Annotated in this window: 16 protein-coding genes and 1 pseudogene; 12 read left to right on the plus strand and 5 right to left on the minus strand. The window is 72.7% G+C overall.

Annotated elements, in window-relative coordinates:
- Window positions 1–24 precede the first annotated feature (24 nt).
- Window positions 25–573, minus strand: a complete 549-nt coding sequence (locus tag ACFWYM_RS06220; RefSeq protein ID WP_384830712.1) for a nitroreductase family deazaflavin-dependent oxidoreductase — start codon at window positions 571–573, stop codon at window positions 25–27.
- A gap of 272 nt (window positions 574–845) precedes the next feature.
- Here ACFWYM_RS06220 and ACFWYM_RS06225 point away from each other — a divergent pair, with 272 nt between their 5' ends.
- Complete coding sequence (locus ACFWYM_RS06225) at window positions 846–1,643, plus strand: class I SAM-dependent methyltransferase (protein WP_384830715.1); 798 nt, start codon at window positions 846–848, stop codon at window positions 1,641–1,643.
- Between the two features lie 4 nt (window positions 1,644–1,647).
- Here ACFWYM_RS06225 and ligD read toward each other — a convergent pair whose 3' ends face one another.
- Window positions 1,648–2,661 carry a non-homologous end-joining DNA ligase gene (ligD, locus tag ACFWYM_RS06230; RefSeq protein ID WP_384830718.1) on the minus strand — a complete coding sequence of 338 codons (1,014 nt, stop codon included), beginning with the start codon at window positions 2,659–2,661 and terminating at the stop codon, window positions 1,648–1,650.
- Between the two features lie 97 nt (window positions 2,662–2,758).
- Between ligD and ACFWYM_RS06235 the strand changes: the two genes are divergently transcribed.
- On the plus strand, window positions 2,759–3,820 hold the full coding sequence (locus ACFWYM_RS06235) for an ATP-dependent DNA ligase (protein WP_384830721.1): 1,062 nt from the start codon (window positions 2,759–2,761) through the stop codon (window positions 3,818–3,820).
- Window positions 3,821–3,840: 20 nt separating this feature from the next.
- On the opposite strand, the gene ACFWYM_RS06240 is transcribed toward ACFWYM_RS06235, so the two are convergent.
- Window positions 3,841–5,589: an RICIN domain-containing protein gene (locus tag ACFWYM_RS06240; RefSeq protein WP_384830723.1), complete on the minus strand. Its 1,749-nt coding sequence runs from the start codon at window positions 5,587–5,589 to the stop codon at window positions 3,841–3,843.
- Window positions 5,590–5,775: 186 nt separating this feature from the next.
- Between ACFWYM_RS06240 and ACFWYM_RS06245 the strand changes: the two genes are divergently transcribed.
- Both ACFWYM_RS06245 and ACFWYM_RS06250 read left to right on the plus strand, forming a co-directional pair.
- Complete coding sequence (locus tag ACFWYM_RS06245; RefSeq protein WP_384830726.1) at window positions 5,776–7,581, plus strand: FAD-dependent oxidoreductase; 1,806 nt, start codon at window positions 5,776–5,778, stop codon at window positions 7,579–7,581.
- Between the two features lie 85 nt (window positions 7,582–7,666).
- On the plus strand, window positions 7,667–8,602 hold the full coding sequence (locus ACFWYM_RS06250; protein ID WP_384830729.1) for a DUF3048 domain-containing protein: 936 nt from the start codon (window positions 7,667–7,669) through the stop codon (window positions 8,600–8,602).
- A gap of 49 nt (window positions 8,603–8,651) precedes the next feature.
- On the opposite strand, the gene ACFWYM_RS06255 is transcribed toward ACFWYM_RS06250, so the two are convergent.
- Window positions 8,652–9,116: a MarR family winged helix-turn-helix transcriptional regulator gene (locus ACFWYM_RS06255; protein WP_384830732.1), complete on the minus strand. Its 465-nt coding sequence runs from the start codon at window positions 9,114–9,116 to the stop codon at window positions 8,652–8,654.
- A 186-nt stretch (window positions 9,117–9,302) separates the two neighbouring features.
- On the opposite strand from ACFWYM_RS06255, the gene ACFWYM_RS06260 reads away from it, so the two are divergent.
- The 6 genes and pseudogenes from ACFWYM_RS06260 to pcaD form a co-directional block, all read left to right on the plus strand.
- Window positions 9,303–10,136 (plus strand): CoA transferase subunit A, encoded by an 834-nt coding sequence (locus ACFWYM_RS06260; RefSeq protein ID WP_384830735.1) that lies wholly within the window; start codon window positions 9,303–9,305, stop codon window positions 10,134–10,136.
- The gene (locus tag ACFWYM_RS06265) at window positions 10,136–10,939 is read left to right on the plus strand and encodes a CoA transferase subunit B (protein ID WP_384830738.1); all 804 of its coding nucleotides are present in this window, start codon (window positions 10,136–10,138) and stop codon (window positions 10,937–10,939) included. Before ACFWYM_RS06260 ends, ACFWYM_RS06265 begins: the two co-directional genes overlap by 1 nt.
- Complete coding sequence (gene pcaH / locus ACFWYM_RS06270; protein WP_384830741.1) at window positions 10,936–11,712, plus strand: protocatechuate 3,4-dioxygenase subunit beta; 777 nt, start codon at window positions 10,936–10,938, stop codon at window positions 11,710–11,712. Before ACFWYM_RS06265 ends, pcaH begins: the two co-directional genes overlap by 4 nt.
- Window positions 11,712–12,278, plus strand: a complete 567-nt coding sequence (pcaG, locus tag ACFWYM_RS06275) for a protocatechuate 3,4-dioxygenase subunit alpha (protein ID WP_384830744.1) — start codon at window positions 11,712–11,714, stop codon at window positions 12,276–12,278. The genes pcaH and pcaG overlap by 1 nt, the downstream gene beginning before the upstream one ends.
- Before the next feature lie 68 nt (window positions 12,279–12,346).
- Complete coding sequence (locus ACFWYM_RS06280; protein WP_384830747.1) at window positions 12,347–13,789, plus strand: lyase family protein; 1,443 nt, start codon at window positions 12,347–12,349, stop codon at window positions 13,787–13,789.
- Window positions 13,786–14,547 (plus strand): annotated as a pseudogene (gene pcaD / locus ACFWYM_RS06285) (3-oxoadipate enol-lactonase); the annotation flags it as partial. The gene ACFWYM_RS06280 and the pseudogene pcaD, both read left to right, overlap by 4 nt.
- Here the strand turns inward: pcaD and ACFWYM_RS06290 are convergent.
- Window positions 14,546–15,199 (minus strand): cysteine hydrolase family protein, encoded by a 654-nt coding sequence (locus ACFWYM_RS06290; protein ID WP_384830749.1) that lies wholly within the window; start codon window positions 15,197–15,199, stop codon window positions 14,546–14,548. The pseudogene pcaD and the gene ACFWYM_RS06290 sit on opposite strands and share 2 nt — an antisense overlap.
- 109 nt (window positions 15,200–15,308) lie before the next feature.
- Between ACFWYM_RS06290 and ACFWYM_RS06295 the strand changes: the two genes are divergently transcribed.
- Both ACFWYM_RS06295 and ACFWYM_RS06300 read left to right on the plus strand, forming a co-directional pair.
- Window positions 15,309–15,713: a RidA family protein gene (locus ACFWYM_RS06295; protein WP_384830752.1), complete on the plus strand. Its 405-nt coding sequence runs from the start codon at window positions 15,309–15,311 to the stop codon at window positions 15,711–15,713.
- A gap of 172 nt (window positions 15,714–15,885) precedes the next feature.
- The gene (locus ACFWYM_RS06300) at window positions 15,886–17,973 is read left to right on the plus strand and encodes a bifunctional serine/threonine-protein kinase/transporter substrate-binding domain-containing protein (RefSeq protein WP_384830754.1); all 2,088 of its coding nucleotides are present in this window, start codon (window positions 15,886–15,888) and stop codon (window positions 17,971–17,973) included.
- Window positions 17,974–18,060 lie beyond the last annotated feature (87 nt).

Here is an 18,060-nt window from a genome sequence, read left to right on the forward strand (position 1 = left end):
ACGCCGCTCCCCTCACCGGTCCGCTCACGGCTGCGCGTCGTCGCGCCACCTTTCCGCCTGGTCGCATTCCTTCAGGCGTACGAAGGGAATCCGCCGCCCCGCGGCCCGGAAGCTCTCCGTCGTGCCGTCCGTCTCGAACCCCATGTAGCCGCAGAGGACGCGGGCGGCGCGCGGGTGCCGGGGCGCGTAGGCCGCCATGACCTCGCCGCCCTCCTCCGGGGAGAGGAAGTGGGCGGTGACCGCGCGATAGCGGCGCCCCGTCTGGATGGTGGCCCGTGGGGTGTGCCGCAGGTTCTGGTACCACTGGGCCCTCGGCCCGAAGCCGGAGGCGACCGTCCAGGTGCGGTGCTCCGGGTCGTGGGCCACGACCTCGATGACCACGCGCCGCGGCGCCCCGGAGCGGCGCCCGGTGTGCACCAGGAGCAGCAGCCGGTTCCCGAAGAGCGGCCCGAGCCCCAGCCGGTACGCGTGGATGGGCAGGCGCGCCACGGCCCGCTGCCATCCGGTGAGCGGCTCGGGCCGCCGTACGCCGTCGTGCGTGCCTGTCGCGGGCTGCTGCGGTTCCGCTGCCATGTCGGCCTCCTCGCCCATGTCGGCCTCCCCACCGAAATCCTCGCCGAAAGTCACCCGGGCGCGCCTGGTGAAGGCCCCGTCCCGCCCCTCGGCGGCCCCGGGAGCGGCGCGCGGGGGCCGCACGGGCGCCCCCTTCGGCCCCGGGCCCGCGCCCCCCTCAGCGGCCCGCCGAAGCCTTCCGTACATCTGCCCTGACCTGGGCTTTCGTCGAATTTCGGCCTACCTTTCGAGGACTGCTCGAGGACTGCTCGAGGACTGTGAAAGGGGGCCGGATGGACCGGAACATACGCACGGTCGACGACGTACTGAAGCTCATGGACGAGTTGTTCGCGCCGGGGGCCGACCGGTGGACGGACGCGGGGTCCGACTGGTGGGACGGGTTCTACGCGGACCGCTCCAAGGAGGTCCCGTTCTTCGTGGCGAAGCCCGACGAGAGCCTGGTCTCGTACGGGGAGCGCGGGCTCCTGCCCCGAGGGGGACGCGCCCTCGATCTGGGGTGCGGCCCCGGGCGCAACTCCCTCCACCTGGCCGCCCAGGGGTTCGAGGTGGACGCCGTCGACCTGTCCGCCACGGCGGTGGCCTGGGCCCGGGAGCGTGCGGCGGAGGCGGGCGTTCCGGGCGCGGGGGCGGGCGGGATCCGGTTCCTGCAGGGGGACGCCTTCGCGCTGTCCGCGAGCGACGCACCGTCCGGGGCCGAGCTGGTCGGGCCGTACGACGTGATCTGTGACTCCGGCTGCTTCCACCATCTGCCGCCGCACCGCCGCGTCAGCTATCTCGCCCTGCTGGAGCGGCTGCTCGCGCCCGGAGGCCATCTCTTCCTGACCTGTTTCGCCGAGGGGGAGTCGGGGGGTTCCGAACTGCCCGACGCCGCCTTCTACGGCGAGGCACGGCTGCACGGAGGGCTCGCCTATACGCCGGAGTCACTGCGGTGGATCTTCGCCGACCTGACGGAGGTGGAGCTGCGCCGCATGCGCGACGAGGCCCCCGAATCGCCGTTCTTCGGTGCGCCCTTCCTGTGGACCGCCCTGTTCAGGCGCGGACCAGGCACCGGGACGGGTCCGGGAAGCTGACGCCTCAGTCGTCGTGGCGCGCCCTGCTCGGCTGGACCCGCTTCGGCTCCCCCGGCATCTTCGGGTACTCCGGGGGATACGGCAGATCGCCGAGGCCCCGGTCGCGCTCGTCGCGGTCGGCGAGTTCGAGGAGGGCGTCGAGGGCGTACGCCTGCTGCTCCATGTCGGCGTGCACGTCGCCGAGCCGGGCGTAGCGGGCGGGCATCGTCGCGATGTCGAAGTCCTCGGGCCCGGCGTCGTCGAGCTCGTCCCAGCGCAGCGGGGCCGAGACGGGGGCGTGCGGGCGGGCGCGCACCGAGTAGGCGGAGGCGATGGTGCGGTCGCGGGCCGTCTGGTTGTAGTCGACGAAGATGCGTGTCCCCCGCTCCTCCTTCCACCACGCGGTCGTCACCGCGTCCGGCATGCGCCGCTCAAGCTCCCGACCGCAGGCGATCGCCGCGCGCCGCACCTCGGTGAAGGTCCAGCGCGGTGCGATCGGCACGAAGACGTGCAGTCCGCGTCCGCCGGACGTCTTCGGCCAGCCCTTGAGGCCGCCGAACTCCTCCAGTACGGCGGCGAGTTCATGGGCCGCGCGGACCGCGTCCGCGTAGTCGGTGCCCGGCTGCGGATCGAGGTCGAGGCGGAGCTCGTCGGGGTGGTCGGGGTTCTCGCGCCGGACCGGCCAGGGGTGGAAGGTGAGGGTCCCGTACTGGGCGGCCCAGATGACGGCGGCCACCTCGGTGGGGCAGATCTCGTCGGCGGTGCGGCCGCTGGGGAAGGCGATGGTGCCGGTGGGGATCCAGTCGGGGAGGTTCTTGGGGGCGCGCTTCTGGTAGAAGGACTCGCCGCTCACCCCGTCCGGGTAGCGCTCCAGGGTCGTGGGCCGGTCCTTGAGGGCGCGCACGATGCCGTCGCCGACCGCCAGGTAGTACTGGGCGAGGTCGAGCTTGGTGAACCCGCGCTCCGGGAAGAAGACCTTGTCGGGGCTGGACAGGCGCACCGTCCGCTCCCCCGCCTCCAGCTCCACCGCAGCACCCATGCGCACCACGCTAGGCGCAACGGACAGACAGCGCATACCGGGGCAGAGTGGCCCAGGAAATCGGGCGATACAGGACGACAAGGCAGAGAATCGGAGCATGGATCTGCCGGTGATGCCGCCCGTGAAGCCCATGCTCGCCAAGCCCGTGGCGAAGATCCCGCCGGACATGCAGTACGAGGCGAAGTGGGACGGGTTCCGGGCGGTCGTCTTCCGTGACGGCGACGAGATCGAGCTCGGCAGCCGCACGGGCAAGCCCCTGACCCGCTACTTCCCCGAGCTGGTGGCGGCCCTGCGGGAGCGGCTGCCCGCGCGCTGCGTGCTGGACGGCGAGATCGTGATCGCCCGGGACGGACGGCTCAACTTCGACGCGCTCACCGAACGCATCCACCCCGCAGAGTCCCGCGTGGCCCTGCTCGCCGAGCGCATCCCGGCCTCCTTCGTCGCCTTCGACCTGCTGGCCCTCGGCGACACGTCGCTGCTGGACGTCCCCCTGGGCGACCGCCGCGCCCGACTGGTGACGGCCCTCTCCGGCGCCACGGCACCCGTCCACGTCGCCCCGGCGACCACCGAACGCGACGTGGCGCAGCGGTGGTTCGAGGAGTTCGAGGGGGCGGGTCTCGACGGGGTCATCGCCAAGCCGCTCGACCTGCGGTACCGCCAGAACGAACGCCTCATGTTCAAGATCAAGCACGAGCGCACCGCGGACTGCGTGGTGGCGGGCTACCGCTTCCACAAGAGCGGCCCCGTCGTGGGCTCGCTGCTGCTCGGCCTCCACGACGACCGGGGCGCCCTCCACCACGTGGGCGTCTGCGCCGCGTTCTCGATGAAGCGCCGCGCGGAGCTGGTGGAGGAACTGGAGCCGCTGCGCATGGAGTCGACGGCCGGCCACCCCTGGGCGGCGTGGACGGACGAGTCCGCGCACGCCTCGGCCCGCATGCCCGGCGCACCCAGCCGCTGGTCCGGCAAGAAGGACCTGTCGTGGGTGCCGCTGCGGCCGGAGCGGGTCTGCGAGGTGGCGTACGACCACATGGAGGGCGGGCAGCGCTTCCGGCACACCGCCCGCTTCCGCACCTGGCGCCCGGACCGGACTGCGGAGAGCTGCACGTACGCGCAGCTGGAGGAGCCGGTCAGCTACGACCTCGGCGAGATCCTGGGCTGACCGGCGCCCTCCCGGTCAGCTCAGCGGGGCACCTTCTCCCAGCTCTCGTCGGGCTTTCCGTTGCAGGTGTACTGGATGAGCTGCGTGCCCTTCGTGGCCGTCGAGCCGATGGCCAGGCACTTGCCGGAGTAGACGTTGCGCAGGGTCTTGGTGCCGTCGTCGTACCACCACTTCTCGTCGACCGCGCCGTTGCAGGTGTACTGGATCACCTTGGCGCTGTTGCCGAGCTGGGAGCCGACGCCCATGCACTTGCCCGAATACTCGTTCCGTACGAAGTAGGCGGTCTTCCCGTTCGCGTCCTTGGTGTTCTCGAACACCCAGCGCTCGTCGCGGGTGTTGGTGCAGCCCCACTGGATGACGGGGGCGCCGTTCCCGATCTTGTTGGCGCCGCCCGCGCACAGGGCGCTGTAGGAGTTGCGCAGGTAGACGCTGTGGTCGGCGGCCCGCGGCTTGAGCGAGAAGACGACGTTGTTGCCGATGTCCTCGTTGATGCCCCACAGGCGGCCGGAGGACGGCGCGTACGACAGATTCTGCGTCAGGCTCGGCGAGCGGGTCAGGACGGTGGGGACCTGGCCGGGCTTCGCCTGGTAGATGCAGGAGTAGGAGTGCTTGTCGGTCGGGTCGGAGTCACCCATGTAGCCGTTGGGGCACTGCGCCGACAGGTAGTAGTACGTGCCGTCCGTCGCGACGCCCTGCAACTGCCGTACCGGAGCCTTGAATCCACCGGTCGAGGTGGTCGAGCCGACCGTGTCGCCGTTGTCCGCGCGCGGCAGGGCGGTGGCCGGGTTCAGCGGCCACCGGGCCACCCGGGCGACGGGCCCCGTGTCGGCCTTGTAGTACTCGCCGGACACGAGGTGGTCGACGCCGCCGCTGCGGTCCAGGCTCAGGGAGCCGAGGCAGGGCCGGCTGTCGCTGGGCTCGGCGGGGCAGTAGCGCGCGTCCTTGCCGGGCTCGATCTGGTAGCGGCCGACCATGGGCAGGGCCCACTGGTGCCAGCGCGCGGTGGACACGCCGTCATGGATGCCGGTCAGCCCGGAACTGGCCCCCATCTTCCACAGGTTCTGGAAGTCATAGACCTGCAGTTCGTTGCCGTTGGCCACGAAGAGCTTGTTGCCGTACCAGACCATGCCGTCCGTGTGGACGTTGGTGACCGGCTTGAAGTCGGCACCCGATCCGGAGCCCGTCGGCTCGACCAGCAGGACGTGGCCGTAACTCCGGTCCTTTCCGGTCGAGTTGAGGATGGAGATCCGGCCGAACCGGTCCTGAGCCTCTGCGTCGCCGTAGAGCCAGCTCGCCACGTACAGGTGGTGGCCGTCGACGGTGCCGCCGGGCTGCGCGTCATGCGAGGCGGTCAGGCCCTGGGGGCGCCAACCGCCCTTGGTCGAGTAGGAGTTGGTGGTGCTGTCGGTCTCGTCCCAGCAGAAGCCGTTGTACTGGAACGTGCCGTTGATGCCGGTGGTGTGGCACAGGGGGCGCCCGGCGTGCTGCCGCGAGAGCGCGACGGAGGCGGGCGTCACCTTCTGCACGGCGCCGGACTGCTCGACGCCGCGGATCGCGGCCCCGTACGCGTCGTAGTCCTTCGTGCGGTCGATCTTCAGGTGGAAGTTGCCGTACACGCTCTTGGGCAGCGCTGTCAGCGGACCCTCCGCCGCGTCCCCTCCGGCCGCGGCGGCAGGCCCCGCGGTGACCAGCGCGAGCGCGACCGTGACGAGGGCCATCAGCGCCGCGAGCACCCCGCGCGGAGATCTGGAATATTTACTCGATTTCACGGTCAAACACCCTAGCTGCCACCACTGACAGTCACACTCACCCGCCGACCTAGGCACACCTCGCGCCCCACGGGACGCTTTCGCGCCAACCCTTGGCCGGTGATCGCGTCCGCCTTCCGCCCCATCGGCGCCGACCGTAAGCTCCGCGCCTGATACGGCAGTTACCTCGGGTAAGGGGACGGGAGCATGGGTCGTACGGAGCAGGGGAGCACCACGCGGCGGAGCTTCGTCGCGGGTGCGGCCGCGGTCGGCGGGGCGGCGGCACTCGGGGTGGGAGCGGGGGCGCAGCCGGCGACGGCGGCGGCCCCGGGGAGCGCCCGACAGGCGGGCGGCGGGCGGCAGTCGGTGGCCGTCCTCGGCGGCGGCGTGGCCGGACTCACGGCCGCGCACGAGCTCGCGGAGCGCGGCTTCGCCGTCACCGTCTACGAGCGCCGGGCGCTCGGCGGCAAGGCGCGCAGCATGGACGTGCCGAAGAGCGCGAGGGGCAACCGCAAGCCGCTGCCCGGTGAGCACGGGTTCCGGTTCATCCCGGGGATCTATCACAACCTCCCCGACACGATGCGCCGCATCCCCTTCCCGGGGAACGCCCACGGCGTCTGGGACAACCTGGTCGCGCCGCCGGAGATGATGTTCGCGCGGACCGGGCGGGAGGACCTGCGCGCCCCGATCCCGTGGAAGGACGGCACGCCGCCCGACCTCACACCGGACGACATCGCCCGCGCCCTCACCGGGTTCCTCCAGACCGTCACCAACCTCCCGGCGCACGAGACCGCGTACTTCGTCAATCGCGGCCTGGTCTTCCTCACCAGCTGCGACGAGCGCCGCAACGACCAGTGGGAGTCGACTCCTTGGTGGGACTTCACCAAGGCGGCGAAGATGTCGAAGGACTACCAGCGCATCCTCGCCATCGGCGTCACCCGCAACATCGTGGCGACCAAGGCGGAGGAGGCCAGCACCCGCACGGTGGGCACGCTGGGTGAGGCGTTCGTGTTCAACCTGCTCGGCCAGGGCGCGGACGGACCGCCCGACCGGATCCTCAACCTGCCCACCAACGAGGCGTGGATCGACCCGTGGGTGACCCATCTCACGTCGCTCGGCGTGGAGTTCAGGATCGGTTGGACCGTGCGCGAACTGGGCTTCGGCGGGGGCCGGATCACCAAGACCGTGATCGAGGACCCCGACGGCGTACGCCGGGACGTCGTCGCCGACCACTATGTGCAGGCCATGCCGGTGGAACACGCGCGCGAGACGTGGAGCGCCGAACTGAAGGCGGCGGACCCGCAGTTGGCGCGCTGCGACAAGCTGGAGACGGACTGGATGACCGGCATCCAGTTCTATCTCACCGAGTCGCCGGACACCGTGGACGGCCACTTCAACTGCATCGACTCGCCGTGGTCGCTCACCGCCATCGCGCAGGCCCGGCACTGGAAGGGCCGCGACTTCCCCAAGGACTACGGCGACGGCACCGCCGTGGACTGTCTGTCGGTGGACATCTCCGAGTGGGACAAGAAGGGGATCCTGTACGGCAAGACGGCCAAGCAGTGCACGCGCGAGGAGGTCGCCAAGGAGGTGTGGGCGCAGCTGAAGGCCGCGCTCAACGACACCGGCAAGACGGTGCTGCGCGACAGCGCGCTGCACTCCTGGTTCCTGGACCCGGGCGTGGACGGCATCGGCACCCCGCACCCCACCAACGAGGACCAGCTCCTGATCCACCCGGTGGGCACCCTGCACAACCGCCCCTCCTCCGCCACAAAGATCCCGAACCTCTTCCTGTCGGGTGACTACGTGGCCGTCGACATCGACCTGGCGACCATGGAGGGCGCCAACGCCTCGGCCCGCCAGGCGGTCAACGCCCTGCTCGATGAGGTGGGTTCGGACGCGGCGCGGTGCACGGTGACGCCGCTGCACCGGATCCCCGCGATCGAGGCCCTCAAGCGCCACGACCGCGTCCGCTACAAGCTGGGCCTGCCGAACGCCCTCGACCTGGGCTGAACCGACGTGCGGGCCGGGGCCGACGGCTGCGCCGCACCCATGGGACAGGGCTGAACCAACCGCCTTTCTGGGTAAGCCACTTCCCATGAGGCTTCGCAGCACGGCTCTGGCGACGGTGGCGGCCCTCGCCTTCCTGGCACCCGCCTGCACGCTGAGCGGCGGCACGCACCCGGACGGGGACGTGCCGCCGACCGGCCCCGGGCAGCGCGGCCGGGTGCTCGCCGTGAAGATCGACAACGTCGGCCCGGCGCGCCCCCAGACCGGGCTCGGCGCCGCGGACGTGGTGTACGCGGAGCAGGTGGAGGCGGGTCTCAGCCGCCTGATGGCGGTGTACGCGACGCGTGTGCCGCCCGTCGTGGGCCCGGTGCGCAGCGCGCGTGAGACGGACCTGGAGCTGCTCCGCCAGTTCGGGAGTCCGACGCTCGCCTACTCCGGCGCCCAGTCGAAGCTGCACCCCCTGATCGAGTCGGCGCCCCTGCGCGCGCTGTCGCCCGGCAAGGCCCCGGCCGACGCCTACTACCGGGGCACGACCAGGCCCGCGCCGCACAACCTCTTCCTGCGCCCGGCCGCCCTCAAGTCCGCCCCGAGCGCGGGCAGCCTCGCCGACACGGGCTTCCGCTTCGGCCCGCGCCCGGCCGGGGGCACCCCGAAGACACGGGCCACGGTCCGCTTCCCCGCGGCCCGCTTCACCTTCGACTGGGTGGAGTACGAAGGGCGTTGGCGGGTCTCGATGGACGGGCGGCGGGCGCGCACGACGGACAGCGGCGAGGTCGCCCCGGCGACCGTCGTCATCCAGTACGTGACGGTGCGCCAGTCCCGCTTCCACGACCGCTCGGGCAACAACTCCCCCTTCTCCGAGACGGTCGGCTCGGGCAGGGCCCAGGTGCTGCGCGACGGCCGCGCCTACGACGCCCGCTGGGACCGTCCCGCTCCGGACGACGGCACCGGCTTCACGACGCCGGACGGCGAGCCGCTGCCGTTCGCGAAGGGGCAGGTGTGGGTGGTGTTCGCGAAGGCGTGACGCGGCGCGGACTCCTCCGGTGAAGGCGACTCGACCGGTGAGGGCGAACTCAGCCGGTGAGGGCGGTGGTGTCGGGGTCGCGCAGCCCCTCCGCCGCGTCGGCCACCCGCTGGATCAGCTCGAAGAACACGGTCTGTTCGGCGGTGGAGAGCGGGGCGAGGAAGATCTGGTTCATCCGGGCGGTGCGCACCGTCAACTTGCGGTGGGTGCGCCTGCCCTCGGCGGTGAGCCGCAGTGAGAAGCGCCGGCCGTCGTCCGGGTCGCGCACCTTGTCGAGCAGCTCGCGCCGGGTGAGGCGCCCGACGACCTCCGCGACGGTCGAGCGGTCCAGGCCCACGCGCTCGCCGACCGTGCGCTGATCGAGGCCCGGCTCGGCCACGAGGGTGTTCAGGACGGCGAACTGCGGCGAGGTGATCTCCTCGGAGACCATCGTGTTCCACAGCAGGTAGTGCGCCTGCTGCAGTCGCCGGGCCAGGTGCCCGGGGTGGGTGCTGAGGTCCACGGCGGCGGCCACGACGGCCCTCCTTGACTCGGCTTCTGCTCGGGATGCTGCCCGGATTCCACTCGGGATGTTGCCCGGACTTTTCCGTTGGTGCACGGAACGATACCCCCTCTTGACGGCTCAACCATCAAGTGACAGCGTGCTGAACAGTTCAATCAGATCGTCAGTGCACTGACTACTTATCGAGGTGCTGCACGGATGGACAAGGTGGTGTCCACGGCCGCGGAGGCGGTGGCCGACATCGGCGAGGGAGCCACGCTCGCGGTCGGCGGGTTCGGCCTCAGCGGCGTCCCCGACGTACTGATCGCGGCGCTCCACGCGCGCGGCGTCGGCGGCCTCGGTGTGGTGTCGAACAACTGCGGGGCCATGGACGCGGGTCTCGCGGTGCTCCTGTCCGCGGGCCGCATCGCGCGCGTGACCGGCTCGTACATCGGCGCCAACAAGGAGTTCGCCCGCCAGTACCTGGCGGGGGAGCTGGAGGTCGAGCTGATCCCGCAGGGCACGCTCGCGGAGCGGCTGCGGGCCGGGGGCTGCGGGATCCCCGCGTTCTACACCCCGGCCGGGGTCGGCACACAGGTCGCCGAGGGCGGCCTGCCCTGGCGGTACGACGGCCAGGGCGAGGTCGCGCTCGCCTCACCGCCCAAGGAGGTGCGGGAGTTCGACGGCACGGAGTACGTGCTCGAGCGCGGCATCCGCACCGACTTCGCCCTGGTGCGGGCGGCGCGGGGCGACCGGCACGGCAACCTCGTCTTCGCCAGGTCGAGCCGCAACTTCAACCCCCTTGCGGCGATGGCGGGCCGGGTCACCCTCGCGGAGGTGGAGGAGCTGGTCGAGCCCGGCGTCCTCGACCCGGACGAGGTGCATCTGCCGGGGATCTTCGTGCAGCGGGTGCTGGCGCTGACGCCCGAGCAGGCGGCGGACAAGCGGATCGAGCGGCGGACGGTTTCGGGGGCGCCCGCCGCCGGGACGACTGCGGTGCCCTCGGCCGGGACAGCTGCGGCGCCCACGACGGAGAGGACGGTGAGGGCCTGATGGCCTGGACCCGCGAGGAAATGGCCGCGCGCGCCGCGCGGGAGCTGCGCGACGGGCAGTACGTGAACCTGGGCATCGGCCTGCCCACCCTCATCCCCAACCACCTGCCCCCGGGCGTCGAGGTGGTCCTGGAGTCGGAGAACGGCATCCTCGGCGTGGGCCCCTACCCCACCGAGGACGAGGTGGACCCCGACCTGATCAACGCGAGCAAGGAGACCGTCACGGCCCTGCCCGGCGCCTCCTGCTTCGACTCGGCGCTCTCCTTCGGGATGATCCGCGGCGGCCACATCGACGTCGCCGTGCTCGGCGCGATGCAGGTCTCCGCGCGCGGGGACCTCGCCAACTGGGCCGTACCGGGAAAGCTCGTCACCGGGATCGGCGGCGCGATGGACCTGGTGCACGGGGCCCGCACGGTCATCGTGACGATGACGCACACCGCGAAGGACGGCTCTCTGAAGCTGGTCGAGGAGTGCGACCTGCCGCTGACCGGGCGCGCGTGCGTGGACCGGGTCATCACCGACCTCGGCGTCCTGGACGTGGTGGCGGGCGAGGGGCTGGTGCTCGTGGAGTGTGCGCCGGGGGTGAGCGTGGAGGAGGTCGTCGGGAGGACGGCGGCGCGGGTGCGGGTCTCCGTAGAGGGCGATTCGGGGAGCGGCGCCTCCGTAGAGGGCGTGCTCGGGGGCGGCGCCTCCGAAGAGGGCGGTTTCGCAGGTGGCGTCTCCGAAGAGGGCGGCTCCCGGGATGCCACCTCCGAGGAAGCCCGCCACTCATCCTCCGTCTACGAAGGGAGCCCCCAGCCATGACCGTTCGCACCACTCCCCTGCCCGAGGGCCTGGGTCAGCAGGCGATCGACGACGAGGTGGCCAAGGTGGAGGCCACCGCCCCGCCCGGACGCGCGCACCCGCCGCGCGACTACCCGCCGTACCGCAGCAGCCACTTGCGCCACCCCCACCAGCCCCTCGTCCCGCTGCGGGACCCGGAGGCGGTGGAGCTGACGGGACCCGCCTTCGGGGTCACGGACGTCACCGCCCTGGACCGGGACCTGACCCGCCGGCACCCGGGCGAGCCCCTCGGGGAGCGCATCACCGTGTCCGGGCGGGTCCTGGACCGCCAAGGGCGGCCGGTGCGCGGCCAGTTGGTGGAGCTGTGGCAGGCCAACGCCTCCGGCCGGTACGCCCACCAGCTCGACCAGCACCCCGCGCCCCTCGACCCGAACTTCACCGGGTTCGGCCGCTGCCTCACCGATGACGAGGGCCACTACGCCTTCACCACGATCAAGCCGGGCGCCTACCCGTGGCGCAACCACGTCAACGCCTGGCGGCCCGCGCACATCCACTTCTCACTCTTCGGCTCGGCGTTCACGCAGCGCCTCGTCACGCAGATGTACTTCCCCGGGGACCCGCTCTTCCCGTACGACCCGGTGCTGCGCTCCGTCACCGACACCTCCGCGCGCGAGCGCCTCGTCGCCGCCTACGACCACGACCTGTCCGTCCCGGAGTGGTCGCTCGGCTACCGCTGGGACATCGTCCTCGACGGCCCGTCCGCGACCCTCTTCGAGGAAGGCGAGCACCACTGATGGCACCCGCGATGCCGTACGCCCCCACTCCCTCCCAGACCGTCGGCCCCTTCTACGGGTACGCGCTGCCCTTCCCGCGCGGCGGCGAGGTCGCCCCGGCCGGCCACCCGGACACCATCACCCTGCACGGGTACGTGTACGACGGCGCCGGAACTCCCGTACCGGACGCGCTCATAGAGACCTGGCAGCCGGGCCCCGACGGCTCGCGCGCGGGGGCGCCCGGCTCGCTGCGGCACGACCCCGTCACGGGGCGGGTCGTCGGCCGGGACGGCGTCGCGTTCACCGGCTTCGGGCGGGTGCCCACGGACGCGGACGGACACTGGGCGGTGCGCACGCTGCCCCCGGGCGGCTGCTCGTACATCGCGGTGGCCGTCTTCGCGCGCGGGCTGCTGCATCACCTGTACACGCGCACGTACCTGGTGGACGAACCGGGAGACGCGCTGCTGGCCTCCCTCGCCCCGGAGCGGCGCGCGACGCTCGTCGCCCGCCCGGAGCCGCTGCGCTCGTACCGCTTCGACATCCGCCTCCAGGGTGCGGGCGAGACGGTCTTCCTGGAGTTCCCGTGAGCGCTGAGGTTCCCGTGAGCGCTGAAGTTCCAGGGAATGGTGGGGTTCCCGTGAACAGTGAGGCTCCTATGAGCGGCGGGCTCCTCGGCCCCGTCTGGGCGGGTTCCGCGGCCGACGCCGCGACGGCCGATCCCGCCTTCCTCCAGGCCCTGTTGGACGCGGAGGCGGCCCTGACGCGCGCCCAGGCGGCGGTCGGGACCGCCCCCGTGCAGGCCGCACGGGCGGTCACCGAGGCGGCCGACGCCGCCCGCTTCGACACCCGCGACCTCGCGCTCCGCGCGCGGGACGGCGGCAACCCGGTGATCCCGCTGGTCGCCGACCTCACGGCGGCCGTCCCGGCCCACGCGGCCCCGTATGTGCACCGGGGAGCGACGAGCCAGGACATCGTCGACACGGCCCTGATGCTCGTCGCGCGCCGCGTCCTCGGCCCGGTCCTCACGGATCTGGCCCGCACGGAACACGCCCTGGCCCGGCTCGCCGCCCGCCACCGGGACACCCCGATGCCCGGCCGCACGCTCACGCAGCACGCGGTGCCCACCACCTTCGGGCTGAAGGCGGCGGGCTGGCGCTCCCTGGTCCTGGACGCCCGGGACCGGCTGACGTCGGTGCGGGACGCACTGCCGGTACAACTGGGCGGCGCAGCGGGGACGTTGGCGGCCTTCGAGGCGTACGGGACTTTCGAGGCACACAGGAGTCGTAAGGCTCACGGGAGTCTCGAGGTGCACGGGAGTCGTGAGCGGTCCGGGAGTCTTGAGGGGTCCGGAAGTGCCGGGTACGCCGCCGGCGGCGTACCCGGCACGGACCTCCTCGCCGCCTACGCCCGCGAACTCCCCCTCGCCGAGCCCGCCCTGCCCTGGCACACGCTCCGCACGCCCGTCGCGGACCTCGCCGCCGCTCTGGCGTTCACGGCGGGCGCCCTCGGCAAGACGGCCGCGGACGTGCTCACCCTCTCCCGTACGGAGATCGCGGAGCTGTCCGAGGGCACCCGTGGCGGCTCCTCCGCGATGCCGCACAAGGCGAACCCCGTCGGCGCCACCCTCATCGCCGCGGCCGCGCGCCGGGCGCCGCTGCTGGCCGCCGCGCTCCTGGGCTCGCTCGTCGCGGAGGACGAGCGCCCGCCGGGCGCCTGGCACGCCGAGTGGGAGCCGCTGCGCGACCTGCTGCGCCTCGTCGGCGGCGCGGCACAGGCGGCTGCCGGGCTCGCCGAGGGCCTCCAGGTGCACGCCGACGTGATGCGCCAACACCTGGACATCACCCACGGGTTGATCGTCTCGGAGCGGCTGGCGGCGGAGCTCACGCCGCTCCTCGGCCGGGCGCGGGCCAAGGACGTGGTGGCCACGGCCGCGCGCAGGGTGCGCGCCGAAGGCACGCCGCTGGCGGAGGCGCTCGCCGGCGTAACGGAACTCGCGCACGAGGACCTCGCGCACCTGGACCTCGCCGCACTCACCGACCCCACCCACTACACCGGCGCGGCGGGAGCGCTCACCGACCGCGCCCTGGAGCGACGTTGACCGTGCTGCCCCACCACCGCACCCAGGGCCCGGCCACGGCCCCGCCCCTCCTCCTCGGCCCGTCGCTGGGCACCTCCACGGCCCTCTGGGACGCCGTCGCACCCCAACTGGCCACCGCCCACCGGGTGGTGTGCTGGGACCTCCCCGGCCACGGCGGGTCGAGGGCGGACCTGATCACCGCCGGGGCGACGGTCGCCGACCTCGCCGCCCTGGTCCTCGCGCTCGCCGACGACCTGGGCCTGGACCGCTTCGCGTACGCGGGGGTCTCGCTGGGCGGCGCCGTGGGCCTGCACCTGGCCGTCCACCACCCCAAGCGCGTCACCCGGCTCGCGGTGCTGTGCTCGTCGGCGCACTTCGGCGGCGAGGCGCCCTGGCGGGACCGTGCCGCGACCGTACGCGCCGAGGGCCTGGACGCCCTCGCGGACTCGGCACCCGCGCGCTGGTTCACACCCGGCTTCCCCCAGGAGCAACCCGCGCGCGTGGAGCGCCTGGTGGCCGACGCCCGCTCCGCCGACCCCGGGGCCTACGCGGCGTGCTGCGACGCCCTGGCCGCGTACGACATCAGGGAGTCGCTGCCGACGATCACCGCGCCGACGCTCGTCGTCGGGGGCGACCAGGACCCCGCGACGCCACCCGCCCACGCGCGCGAGCTCGCCGCCGGGATCCCCCGCGCCCGCCTCACCCGCATCCCGGACGCGGCACACCTGGCCCCGGCGGAACACCCCGAGGCGGTGACGGCGGCGCTGCGCGCCCACTTCACGAGCACGCGCTGATCCAGGAGGCGATCTCGTCGGCCGTCGCGACGCGCGCGAACCCCTTGCGCAGGACGGCGAGTTCGGGCTCCTGGCGGGACTCGTCGTCGGTGGCGGTGACGTCGGAGCCGACCACGACGTGGTAGCCGCGCTCGTACGCCTGGCGGGCCGTGGTGCCGCAGCAGTAGTTGGTGAGCGTGCCGGTGACGACGACGGTGTCGCGGCGCAGGTTGCGCAGCATGGTGTCCAGCGGGGTGTCGTAGAAGGCGCCGTAGGACGGCTTGCGGATGAGCACCTCGTCGGGCCGGTGCCCCAGCTCGCCCCAGACCGCGGCGGCTTCAGGGCGGCGCCACTCCGCATCCCCGTGCGGGAGGTGGCGCAGCGCGTGCGGGCGGTCGAGCCCGAGGTGGGTGTCGTCGAAGACGGTCCAGATGACGGGGACGCCCGCCGCCCGGCAGTCGTCGACGAGCCGCCGCAGCCGAGGCACCATGCGCGTCGCGCCCGGCACCCAGAAGGGGCTCCAGCCGGGCCGGACGAACTCGTCCTGCATGTCGACGACAAGGAGCGCCGTGCGCGAGGCGTCCACTTCGAAGTCCGCGCATCCGCCCTCATACGCGGCACACGCGCGTGCCGTCACCCACTCCTCGGTGTAGCGCATGACCGACCCCTTCCCCTTGACCACGCTTCGAGTCGCCTCTATTAGAGGCATGAGAGGGCAGAGAGTAGCAGGGGGGAATGATCAAGGTTGAGCGGGGAGTTGAGGGATCATGACGACGGACCAGCGCACGATCACCAACCCGCGGACCCTTCACGACCCGACGCCCTTCGGCTACAGCCACGCGGTGTCGGCACCCGGCGAACTCGTCTTCATCGGCGGCCAGTACGCCTCCGACGCCGACGGCGCCCCCGTCCCCGGCGACTTCGCCGCCCAGGTGGAACTGGCCCTGGACCGACTGCGGTCGGCACTGGAGGGGGTGGGCCTCGGCTACGAACACGTGGTCCGCCTCGGCACGTTCATCGTGGCGCACGACCACGACAAGCTGGTGGCGCTCGGCAAGGCCCTGCACGGGCGCTTCGGCGACCGTCTCCCGGCCCAGACCCTGAGCGGCGTGGCCTCGCTGGCGCTGCCGGGGATGCTGTTCGAGGTGGACGCGGTGGCGGTACGCCCCTGACGACCCCGCCCGCCCCCTCACCCTCGGCCCTCCGCCCCCCCCCGGCGCGCTGCCCACTGCCCGCTGCCACCCCGCTTCCCGCCATGCTGCCCGCTGCCGCCCCGCTTCCCGCCATGCGTGATACTGCACTCCAGCCGGGCCGACGAGGTGGCCCACACGACAGGGGGTGTCGGTGCGACCGCTGGCGGCGGATGATCCGCGACAGATCGGCCCGTTCCAGATCATCGGGGTGCTGGGCGGCGGCGGCATGGGACGCGTCTACCTCGGCCGTACGGCGGGCGGGCGGACCGTCGCCGTGAAGACCGCGCACCGCGAGCTGGCCGACGACCCGCACTTCCGCGCCCGGTTCGCCCGCGAGGTGGCCGCCGCACGCCAGGTGGGCGGGCCCTTCGTGGCCCCGGTCGTGGACGCGGAACCGCACGGACCGGCCCCATGGATGGCGACCGACTACGTCCCCGGCATCTCCCTCACCGACGCGGTCAGCAGCGAAGGGCCGCTCCCGGAGCCGTCGTTGCGGCTCCTCGCGACGGGCCTCGCCGAGGCGCTGACCGCCATCCACGCCCAGGGCCTGGTCCACCGCGACCTGAAGCCGTCGAACGTCCTGCTGACCGCCGACGGCCCGCGCGTCATCGACTTCGGCATCGCCCACTCGGCCGTGCACACGGCGCTCACCCAGACCGGTGCGGCGCTCGGCACCCCGGGCTACATGGCACCGGAGCAGGTCAGCGCGGTGGGCCCGGCGGTCACGGGCGCGGCGGACGTCTTCGCACTCGGCGGCGTGCTCTTCTACGCGGCGACGGGCGGGGGCCCGTACGGCGCGGCGGACCCCCAGATCCTCCTGTACCGCACCGTCCACGAGGAGCCGCGCCTGGACCGACTCCCCTTCTCCATGCGCACGTTCACGTCCGAGTGCCTGGCGAAGAACCCGGCCGACCGCCCCTCGGTGCCCCGCATCCTGGCCGCGCTCGGCCCCGCGGGCCCGTACGACGGCTGGCTCCCGGCGGCGGTGACGAACCGCCTCCTGAGGCTCTCGGCGACGATCCTCGGCTCGGAACACGCCGCAACGGCCCCCGGCGCACCGACCGCTCCACCCGCTCCCCCACCCACGACCGCGCACAAGGAACCGCCCCCGTCGCCGGGCCGCCCCGCTGCTCCGTACTCACCCCCGGCCCCAGCCCCGGCCCCGGGCCCGGCCCCGGTCGACAAGACGCAGACGGCCGCAGCGGCTCCGCCCCCGCTCGTTCAACCACCGCCCTTCGCCCACCCGTTCCCGACCACCCCGTCCGCAGCCCCCTCGCCGCCACGCCCCGCCCCGCGCGGCCTCTCCCGCCGTCGCGCGCTGACAGCCCTGTCCCTGACGGGAGTCGTCGGCGGGGGCGGCGCGCTGGCCTGGGCCCTGAGCCCCGACGACGACCCGAAGGGCAAGCCCAGGACGCCTGCGGGCAACGGCAAGGGCTCCGGCGGCTCCGGGGCGCTCTTCGCGAACCTCCCGGAGCACATCCGCGAGAAGAAGCGCATCGCGGTGGGCTCCGACATCTCGTACGCCCCCATGGAGTTCACCGACACGAACGGCAAGGTCACCGGCTTCGACGTCGACCTCGCGAACGCCCTCGGCAAGCACCTGGGCGTGCGCTTCGAGTTCGCCACGTCCGCCTTCGACTCCCTCATCCCCTCCCTCAACGCGCGCAGGTTCGACGTGGTCCTGTCGGCGATGGCCGACACGGAAGAGCGTCGGCGGGGCATGTCCAGCGGCAAGAAGACCGGTCCGGGAGTCGACTTCGTCGACTACCTCAACGCGGGTGTCGGGATCCTCGTCATGAAGGGCAACCCCGAGAAGATCTCCACCCTGCCGAGCCTGTGCGGCAAGAAGGTCGTGGTGCAGCGCGGCACCATCGGGCAGGACGTCGCCACCAGCGCAAAGGAGTCCTGCGGCAAGCCCCTGACGGTGACGGTCCGCGAGATGGCGGACGAGGCCGTGAAGATGCTCCAGTCGGGCACCGTCTCCGCCTTCCTCTGCGACTACTTGGCCGCCTCCCAACTGGCCTCCACGACGAGCTCGGCCGGTGAACTGCAGGCACTCCAGCAGCAGTTCACCCCCGAGCCCGTCGGCATGGCGGTCCGCAAGGACGACACGGCCCTGCGCGACGCCCTCAAGACCGCACTGGCCCGCGTCATCAAGGACGGCACGTACGCGAAGCTGCTCGGACGCTGGGGCATCGAGGCGGCGAGGGTGGAGCGGGCGGCCATCAACGGCGGATAGGGCGAGGTCAGCCTCGCGCCACCGGAGGTCAGCCTCGCGCCACCGCGACGACCACCACGAGCTGCAGGAGGAGCACGATCACCGCAA

The sequence above is a fragment of the Streptomyces sp. NPDC059009 genome (genome assembly GCF_042740175.1).
Classification (GTDB): domain Bacteria; phylum Actinomycetota; class Actinomycetes; order Streptomycetales; family Streptomycetaceae; genus Streptomyces.